At 67.8% G+C, this 8,913-nt stretch carries 7 protein-coding genes; 5 read left to right on the top strand and 2 right to left on the bottom strand.

All coding sequences use genetic code 11. The features are described from left to right. The 4 genes from VFG40_RS04645 to VFG40_RS04660 form a co-directional block, all read left to right on the top strand. Positions 1–779, top strand: a 779-nt coding sequence (locus tag VFG40_RS04645; RefSeq protein WP_324895393.1) for a glycerophosphodiester phosphodiesterase family protein, incomplete at its 5' end; no start/stop codon positions are given. A gap of 29 nt (positions 780–808) precedes the next feature. Beyond that, entirely contained in the window at positions 809–1,540 is a 732-nt protein-coding gene (locus VFG40_RS04650) for a lysoplasmalogenase (protein ID WP_324895395.1), read from the top strand. Then, positions 1,537–2,805 carry a sterol desaturase family protein gene (locus tag VFG40_RS04655; RefSeq protein ID WP_324895397.1) on the top strand — a complete coding sequence of 423 codons (1,269 nt, stop codon included), beginning with the start codon at positions 1,537–1,539 and terminating at the stop codon, positions 2,803–2,805. The genes VFG40_RS04650 and VFG40_RS04655 overlap by 4 nt, the downstream gene beginning before the upstream one ends. A gap of 129 nt (positions 2,806–2,934) precedes the next feature. Beyond that, entirely contained in the window at positions 2,935–4,479 is a 1,545-nt protein-coding gene (locus VFG40_RS04660) for an amino acid permease (RefSeq protein ID WP_324895399.1), read from the top strand. Positions 4,480–4,551: 72 nt separating this feature from the next. Here the strand turns inward: VFG40_RS04660 and VFG40_RS04665 are convergent, their stop codons facing one another. Both VFG40_RS04665 and VFG40_RS04670 read right to left on the bottom strand, forming a co-directional pair. Then, positions 4,552–6,381: an XVIPCD domain-containing protein gene (locus tag VFG40_RS04665; RefSeq protein ID WP_324895401.1), complete on the bottom strand. Its 1,830-nt coding sequence runs from the start codon at positions 6,379–6,381 to the stop codon at positions 4,552–4,554. Between the two features lie 2 nt (positions 6,382–6,383). After that, the gene (locus VFG40_RS04670; protein ID WP_324895403.1) at positions 6,384–7,145 is read right to left on the bottom strand and encodes a hypothetical protein; all 762 of its coding nucleotides are present in this window, start codon (positions 7,143–7,145) and stop codon (positions 6,384–6,386) included. A gap of 176 nt (positions 7,146–7,321) precedes the next feature. On the opposite strand from VFG40_RS04670, the gene VFG40_RS04675 reads away from it, so the two are divergent. Next, a partial coding sequence (locus VFG40_RS04675; protein WP_324895405.1) for a M61 family metallopeptidase occupies positions 7,322–8,913 on the top strand: 1,592 nt, incomplete at its 3' end.

Below are 8,913 nucleotides of genomic sequence, written 5' to 3' on the forward strand. Positions count from 1 at the left end.
TCACCCTGGCCGAGCTGAAGACCCTGCGCGCGCGCGAACGCCTGCCGCAGTTGCGCGGCACCGCGCACGACGGCCAGTTGCCGATCGCCACGCTGGAGGAAGTGATCGAGCTTGCCGCCGCCGAATCCGCCGCCTGCGGACGGCTCATCGGCATCGTGCCGGAGATCAAGCACGGCACCCATTTCCGCGCGCTCGGCCTGCCGCTGGAAGACCTGCTGCTGGCCACGCTCGCCGGGCATGCGCACACGCGCACGGCGACGGTGGAGATCCAGTCCTTCGAGATCGGCAACCTGCGCTACCTGCGCGAACGGCTCGGCACCGCGCACCCGAACATCCGCTTGCTGCAACTGCTCGACGTGCCGCCGGCGCAGCCGTACGACGTGGTGGCCGCCGGCGGCACGCTGGATTACGCGCGGATGATGACCGCGGACGGCTTGCGCGAGGTCGCCGGTTACGCCGACGCGATCGGCCCGGAGCTGCGCGCGGTCATCCCGTGGAACGCCGATGGCCGCCTCGATCCGCCGACGCGCCTGGTGCATGACGCGCACGCGGTCGGGCTGGAAGTGCATCCGTGGACGTTCCGCCCGGAGAACACCTTCCTCGCCCCGGTGTTCCGCCGCGGCGACGATCCGCACGCGCGCCACCGCGCCGGCCTGGTCGCGCAGATCGGCGCCTACCTCGACGCCGGCATCGATGCGTTCTTCACCGACGATCCGGCCAGCGGGCGGCAGGCGGTCGACGCGCTCGTGCAGGCCGCGCAGGGCGAAAGCTCGCTATGATCGCGTCGTCGCCACGACGCCCGTCGCCCATGTCCATTGTCGCCAGCACGTCTCCCGCGTTTCGCCGCGCCCTCGCGCCGATGGTGGCGTGCGCTGCGCTCGCCGCCATGCTCGGCGGCGCGTTCGGCGAAGGCGCCGACGCGTGGCAATGGCTGCACTGGATAGCCAAGCCGCTGGCCACCGTGCTGGTGATCGTCGCGGCGCTGGCGTGGCCGCCGATCACGTCGCGCTATCGGCGCCGGATCGTGGTCGGGTTGATCTGTTCGCTGCTCGGCGACGTGTTGCTGATGTGGCCGGCGGATCTGTTCGTGGCCGGCCTGGTGGCCTTTCTCATCGGCCATCTCTACTTCATCAGCGGCTTTCTCGGCGACAGCCGCCTGGGCACGCGCCCGCTGGCCTGGCTCGGCTGCCTGCTGCTGGCGGCGCTGAACCTGGCGTGGCTTTGGCCGTCCATACCGCCGGCGCTGCGCGGCGCGGTGGTGGTCTATGCGCTGGTGCTGGCGGCGATGGCGGCGCAGGCACTGGCGCGCGCCTGGGTACACGCCGGCGACGTGCTGGCGCGGCCGGCGCGGCGTGCGGCGATCGGCGGAGCGCTGTTCATGCTCGGCGACAGCCTGCTGGCCTGGGACCGCTTCCACGGCGCGCTGCCGCTGGCCGCGGTGTGGGTGCTCGGCAGCTACTACGCGGCGGTGTGGTTCATCGCCCGCTCGGTGGCGCGGGACGATGGCATGGCGGGCGTGACGCAGGCATCGACGGCATGAATACCTCCGAGCTCATCATCACCTGGGCGACGCCGTTCTTCTTCGCGCTGATCGCGCTGGAGTTCATCGTCGCGCGCGTGCGCGGCCAGCGCGTCTATCGCGGCAACGACACCGTCAACAGCATCGGCCTGGGCGTGATGTCGCAGATCGCCGGGGTGTTCACCAAGCTGCTCACGCTGGGCATCTATGCGTGGTGCGTCGAGCACCTGGCGCTGTTCGCGCTGCCGGCGCACAGCCTGTGGGTGTGGATCAGCGCGCTGCTGCTGTACGACCTGCTCTATTACTGGCTGCACCGGATGGGGCACGAGGTGAACATCCTGTGGGCGGCGCACGTGGTGCACCACCAGAGCGAGCAGTACAACCTCTCCACCGCGCTGCGCCAGACCAGTACTGGTGGCCTGCTCGGCTGGATCTTCTACCTGCCGATGGCGCTGCTCGGCTATCCGCTGGAAGTGTTCGTGGCGGTGGCGCTGATCGACCTGCTATACCAGTTCTGGGTGCACACCGAGCAGGTCGGCAAGCTCGGCTGGTTCGATCGCGTGTTCTGCTCGCCCTCCAACCACCGCGCGCACCACGCAGTGAACGATCGCTACCTGGACAAGAACTACGGCGGCATCCTGATTCTCTGGGACCGCCTGTTCGGCACCTTCGTGGAAGAGGACGAACGCGACCCGCCGGTCTACGGCACGCGCTCGCCGCTGCGCAGTCTCAACCCGCTGTGGGCCAACGCGGAGGTGTACTGGTCGACCTGGCAGGACGCCCGCCGCGCCGCGCGCTGGCGCGACCGGCTGCAGATCTGGCTGCGTCCGCCGGGCTGGCGGCCTGCCGACGTGGCGGCGCGTTATCCCAAGGCGCCGTTCGAGCTGGCGCGCGAGCGTTTCGATCCGCCCCTGCCACCGCGCGTGGCGCTGTACTGCCTGGTGCAGTTCGCGCTGCTGCTGGGCATGACCACGCACTTCCTCGCCCTTGCCGCCCGCACCGACTGGACCACGCTGCTCGCCCACGCCGCCATGCTGGCCGGCAGCCTCTGGGTGCTGGGCAGGCTGATGGAGGGCCGCCCCGGCGCACGCTCGCTGGAGGCCCTGCGCGTGGTGCTGCTGGCAGCTTTGCCGCTGCTGCTCGGGCGGTGGTTTGGCGTTGCGTCGCTGGATCCGCGCCTAGGCCTGGCCCTGGCCGCGGTCTTTGGCCTCAGCGCACTGTGCCTGCCGTGGCTTGGCCAGGCTGTGCAGGCGTCCCCCGCCAGCGATCGGCCGCTGCGGGCCTGATCCGCGTCGTGTTTTCGTTTGGACGTATGGACGTCCAAACGACGGCGGATGTTAGCGGAATGTAAAGAACCGCCGCGCACCGGTTGCTATGATCCGTGGCTGCGTTCGCTGTTTCCAAGGGGATACTCGATGGGATTTCTCGCAAAAATGTTCCGCCACAAATCTGTGGAGCAGTTGCAGACCGAGGCTGGGGCCAGCAAGGATTTCCGCCGCACCATGGGCGTGTGGCAGCTCACCGCGATCGGCGTGGGCGCCATCGTCGGCGTGGGCGTGTTCGTGCTGGCGCCGAACGAGGCCGCACTCAACGCCGGCCCGGCGATCATCCTGAGCTTCATCGTTGCCGGCATCGGCAGCGCCTGCGCCGCACTGGCCTACGCCGAGTTTGCCGGCATGATTCCGGTCACCGGCAGCGCCTACACCTACGGCTACGCGGTGCTGGGTGAACTGCCCGCGTGGATCATCGGCTGGGACCTGCTGGTCGAATACGCCCTCATCGTCGGCGTGGTCGCGGCCGGTACCTCCAACTACCTGCAATCGCTGATCACCCAGCTCACCGGCTGGCATCTGCCGGTGGCGCTGTCGGGCGCCTACGATCCGGCGCATCCGGACAGCGGCCGGGTGGTCAACATCATCGCGGTGATCGTGGCGCTGGGCATGGCGGCGATCCAGACCATGCGCACCGAGATCGGCGCGCGCTTCAACACCGTGGTGGTGGCGATGAAGGTGCTGGGCGTGGCGGTGGTGATCGGCGTGGGCGCGTTCTTCATCAACACCGAAAACTGGCACCCGTTCATTCCGAAATTGGTGCATGACGCGACCGCCACCGGCGGTACCCGCTACGGCATGGATGGCGTGCTGGCGGCGGCGAGCATCGTGTTCTTCGCGGTGTTCGGTTACGACACCTTGACCACCGCGGCGGAAGAATCGAAGAACCCGCAGCGCGACCTGCCGCTGGCGGTGATCTCCTCGCTGGCCGTGGCGATTGGCATGTACCTGGCCATCTCGCTGGTGCTCACCGGCATGGTTCCCTACAACGGCTGCATGGATCCGACCGAAACGGCCGGCCAGTGCACCCAGATGATCCTCGCCAGCGATGCCCCGGTGAGCGCCGTGTTTGCGGCCCGCAACCTGCACTGGGTCAGCGGCATCATCGATGTGGCGGCGGTGTGTGGCATCGCCAGCGTGGTGTTCGCCTTCATGCTCGGCGCGGCGCGCATCTGGTTTGCGCTGGCGCGTGACGGCCTGCTGCCGAAGTGGTTCGCCAAGAGCCATCCGAAGTACGGCACGCCGTATCGCCCGACCCTGCTGCTGGGCGTGTTCACCGCCGCGGCCGCGGGTTTCCTGCCGATCCGCGAGCTGGCCGAGCTGGTGAACATCGGCACGTTGTCGGCGTTCATCGTGATCTGTGCGTCGGTGCTGATCCTTCGCATCAAGCAGCCGCATCTGGAACGCCGTTTCCGCACCCCGGCGCTGTGGCTGCTCGCGCCGCTGGGCATCGTGTTCTCGCTGTTCCTGATCATCGGCTGGCCGTGGGTGACCGATGGCCGCTTCCACATGATCGGCGGCCTGGACATGGTCACGGTGTGGCGCTTCGTGATCTGGATGGCCATCGGCCTGGCGATCTACTTCGCCTACGGCATCCGCCACAGCGAGCAGGCCAAGCCGCAGCCCTGACACGCGCCGCGGCACAAGCCGACGCCCGCGCCACCGCACCGGTGACGCGGGCGTCTTGCTGTCCGGCCCGGCCTATTGCTGCAACGGCATCGCCGCGCTGTGCTGGCGCGACGGCGTGGCGGCAGCGACCCCCGCCGCGGGCGCAGGCATGCAGGCGGCCTGCAGCGAACTCTGCTCCAACGGCGTGCGCACCGCCTGCGCCGTGTCGACCACGGCATGGCGCTGCATGGTCCTGCCGATGACCTGCTCGCTGGCAAACGCGCGGCTGCCGTCGGCACTGAGCACCACCGAGTCGATCCGCGTCATGCCCTGCGCCTTGCAGGCCGCCACAAGCGCGCCGGACACGTTGGCGGTGCGATGGTCCGGCTGGCGTCCGTGCGCGGCATCGATCCGGCGCATCCGCTGCCAGGCCTGCTGGAACATCGGATGGTCAGGATGTTCGGCCTGATCCAGGCGTGACGTACGCGCCAGCGCGTCACGCACCGCGTCATGTGCGCGGGTGCTGGCCGCGGCGTCCACCGTCCGCTGCGCAAGGGCGCCGGTGTCGTGCCAGGTGCGCGCTGCCCACGCCGTGCCGTCGCGGAACGTCGTGCCGGCGTCGTGGAGTCCCTGCGACATCCACGCGCTGGCTCGGTGCACCAGCGATCCGGCGGCGTCGACCTCGGCCGCCATCCGCAGGACGGTCATCTCGCCCATCACGCCGGCGGCCTTCGCACCGTAGTGCGTCGCGCTCGATGCCAGCGGCGCGGCCGCTTGCATGGGTGTCGCGGTATTCGCGGCCTCGTCGGTGACCCGATGCCATGCCACTGCCGTCTTCACCAGCGCAAGCGACGTGGCGCTGGTGGCATCCCGGGCCGCGTCACCGCTGGCGCTGATCCGTGCCGCCGCGGCCTCCGTCTGGTGCCGTGCGGCTTTTCCCGCCCACTGAGTCATGTCGCCGATGGCGTCCATGCGCGGCTTCAGGTCGCTGGCGCCGGTCACGTACTCGAGGCTGCGTACGGCCAGCTTGTATCGCGTCACGTCCACCGCGTCACCGAGCTGCGCGCCCAGATAGGCCTTGTTGGCCAGCGGATCGCGATTGTTCAGCAGATCGTGCAACGCGACGCGTGAGGTCAGCACGTCGTGGCGGAAGTGCTCGAAGGCGGGGCGGTATTGCTCGTAGCGCGCTTCGTTGGCCGCCGTGAGGATGCTCTCGCCCTTGCTAGCTTCTGGCGCGAAGTTGGTGATGAAGTGGGCGCTGATCTGCCCGGTGATCATGGGGTTGGGCGGATGGCGCGGATCGGGCGTGTCCAGATATCGCCCCGCCCTGAGGGCTGCCACATCCTGCTTGGTGGCGTAGCCCACGACCGTGCCGTAGTGACGGCTCGCGGCGCTGACGATGTCGGTGGCTTTGACGTGGTTGATGAACGGCGGAGCGTCCTGCGGCTGGCCTTCCGGCACGCCGTAAGCAAGGCCCACTGAGCCGTAGCCGTTGAAAGCTTCGCCGGGCAGCTTGTAGCGGTAAGCGATGACTTCGGCGTGGGTTCCGCCGAGCGAATGGCCCGTGACACTGATCTGGATCGGAAGTCCTGTACTGAGGGTCTCGGAACGCGCTGTGCCCGCTACCCGACGAAAGAATTTATCGGCGTCTCCGAGCTGATTATTTACGAGGCGTTTGACCATGCCAGCGTCGGTAACGGCATCGCGCCCCCAGTCAGTGCCCAGTTCCGTGCCGCGGAAGGATATTTCGATATCTCCGGTTGTGGCTGAGCGCAAGGCGACGCCCTGGAATCCAGACGAAGTGCTGTCCACGGCGTCCAGCACCAGATAACTTCGGCCTCCGATGATCACCTGCTGACCGATCCTGTCTGCGTAGCGGTCGTAAGCACCCTCAGCGATGTAAGCGTCCTGTAAAGAGTCCATCCTCAGGCCCCCACCGGTTTTGCAACCACCCTGATGGCAAAGAACTCCTGTGGTTTCTCACGGACCTCCTGGAGGTGATCAGTGGGCCATGGCATAGCGATCCAATGCTCAGGGTCGTTCTTGTAGAAGGCGTCGCGGAAAAAGCTGCTGCCCTCGGACCCCGCTTCTACCTGCTCAAGACCAAGTCCCGCGCCATAACCGGCTTTCCCGATGCGCACGTGGACATTCAAGGCGTTCAGTCTCCAATGGCAGACGCCAAGCCCGGCGTAGTTTCCATCCAGCAGCGGGTCCAGATAGGCGGTGCCCTTGTAGACACCCGGACCGGTCTGTCGCAGCTCGAACGCAGGCGAAGGATGTGGATAGGGCCGCGCACCGCTCAGCGGCTCTCGCGGCAAGCACTCCGGGTTTGCGATGTCCATGAGGAGGTTGCCGGACACCGCGTCGATCGGACCCGGCACATTTTCGAGCTGCACCGTGATCTCGTACGCCTGCTTCGGATGCGGGTTCTGCTTGATATCGGAGTCGTCCATGGTTCGGCTGCAGGCGGTGAGGGAGAGCAGGGTGAGGGCGGCGGCAACGGGTAGTCGCGGCATGGGCGGTCCTTGTCCTCGGGCACGAGCGGGCACGCTATCACGCACCTGCACGGTCTTCTGTCGGCGCCGGCCGCTTTCCGCAGCGTCGCAGTTCACAGGGCGCACGATGCGCTGTCGTAACGCGCCTGCGCCGAGGCGCGCGTGCTGCGCGGTCATCGCAACCGCGCCCATGGTCGAGCTCGTGACCTATGGCAGGGGGAGGGGTCGTGACCTTCGGCCTACCATCGAGCGCTTGGTCCACGTTGAGCCCGCGCCACAGGACGTGATGGGTGAGCGATGTGGTCGCTGCCGGGGGAGCGCAGGCGTAATGCTCCCGGCCTTTGTCCGGAGTGTGTCCTGTGCCTCGTGTGTCACCCCTGCTTGCCGCCCTCGTTCTCGCCCTTGCGCTGCCCGCCGCACGCGCCGCCGCGGATGACGCTGCGCCGGTCGATAAGCCCTACCCGGGTACGCTCACGCTGGCGGTGGACCTTACCGACGCGCCGAAGAAGATTTTCCGCGTGGCCGAGACCATTCCGGTGGCGCAGCCCGGGCCGCTCACGCTGTACTACCCCAAGTGGATTCCGGGCGAGCATGCGCCGTCCGGTCCGATCCAGAACGTGGCGGGGCTGGTGATCCGCGCCAACGGCAAGCCGCTGGCGTGGCGCCGTGATCTGCGCGAGATGTACGCCATTCATGTCGAGGTGCCGGCCGGCGTGAGCCATCTCGATCTCTCGTTCCAATTCCTGTCGCCGGGCGATGGCGGCCAGTTCGGTGCCAGCGCCTCGTCCACGGCGAAACTGGTGGACCTGGAGTTCAACCAGGTGGCGTTCTATCCCGGTGGGTACTGGTCGCGCCAGATCACCGTCGCACCCCGGGTCACGCTGCCGGCGGCGTGGCAGTTCGGCACCGCGCTGCCGGTGGCCACGCAGTCGGGCAAGGTCACGCAATTCAAGCCGGTGCCGTTCGACCAGCTGGTGGATTCGCCGCTGGTGGCCGGCGTGCACTTCAACCGTGTCGACCTCGCTCCCGGTGCCAGCGTGCCGGTGCATCTGAACGTGGTGGGCGACGGCGCCGACGACGTGAAGCTCACCGACAAGCAGCTCGCCGGCGAGCGCGCCGTGGTGCAGCAGACCAACAAGCTGTTCGGCGCGCATCACTACGCGCACTACGATTTTCTGCTCACGCTGTCGGACCACACCGGGCATTTCGGGCTGGAGCATCACCAGTCCAGCGATGACCGGCTGCCGGCGAATTTCTTCACCGACGACACCATGCACACGCTGGCGGCCAGCCTGATGCCGCACGAGTTCGTGCACTCGTGGAACGGCAAGTTCCGTCGTCCGGCCGACCTCTGGACGCCGACCTTCGACACGCCCATGCAGGACGACCTGCTGTGGGTGTACGAAGGCCTCACCGACTACTGGTGCGGCGTGATCACCACGCGCGCGGGCCTGTGGGACGCTTCGCAGTATCGCGATTCGCTCGCCTCGATCGCCGCGGCGATGGCCCACCGCAGCGGCCGCGCCTGGCGCTCGCTGCAGGACACCGCCGACGCCGCGCCGCTCACCTATTTCGGCGGTGGCGGCTGGATCAACTTCCGCCGCGGCACCGACTTCTACCCCGAAGGCCAGCTGCTGTGGCTGGACGTGGACGCGCGCATCCGCGAGCTCAGCGGCAACAAGCGCTCGCTGGATGATTTCGCGCGTGCGTTCTACGGCATGGACAACGGCAGCTACGTCACCAAGACCTATACGTTCGACGACGTGGTGCACACGCTCAACCAGGTGCAGAAAAACGACTGGGCCACCTTCCTGCATGACCGGCTCGACTACACCGGCAGCGAGCTGCCCGAGCACGGCATCGAGCGCAGCGGCTGGAAGCTGGTCTACACCGACACCCCCAACGCCATGGACAAGGCGATGGAAAAGGTGCGCCACGGCGTAAACCTGGCCTACTCGCT

It is taken from the genome of Dyella sp., assembly GCF_035685805.1.
Lineage (GTDB): Bacteria > Pseudomonadota > Gammaproteobacteria > Xanthomonadales > Rhodanobacteraceae > Dyella_A.

What these genes read in the sequence shown, in the direction of transcription:
- VFG40_RS04655 (WP_324895397.1), top strand. Translation starts at nt 1,537, where the DNA reads ATGAATACCTCCGAGCTCATCATCACCTGGGCGACGCCGTTCTTCTTC.
- VFG40_RS04650 (WP_324895395.1), top strand. Translation starts at nt 809, where the DNA reads ATGTCCATTGTCGCCAGCACGTCTCCCGCGTTTCGCCGCGCCCTCGCG.
- VFG40_RS04670 (WP_324895403.1), bottom strand. Translation starts at nt 7,145, where the DNA reads ATGGGCGCGGTTGCGATGACCGCGCAGCACGCGCGCCTCGGCGCAGGC.
- VFG40_RS04665 (WP_324895401.1), bottom strand. Translation starts at nt 6,381, where the DNA reads ATGGACTCTTTACAGGACGCTTACATCGCTGAGGGTGCTTACGACCGC.
- VFG40_RS04660 (WP_324895399.1), top strand. Translation starts at nt 2,935, where the DNA reads ATGGGATTTCTCGCAAAAATGTTCCGCCACAAATCTGTGGAGCAGTTG.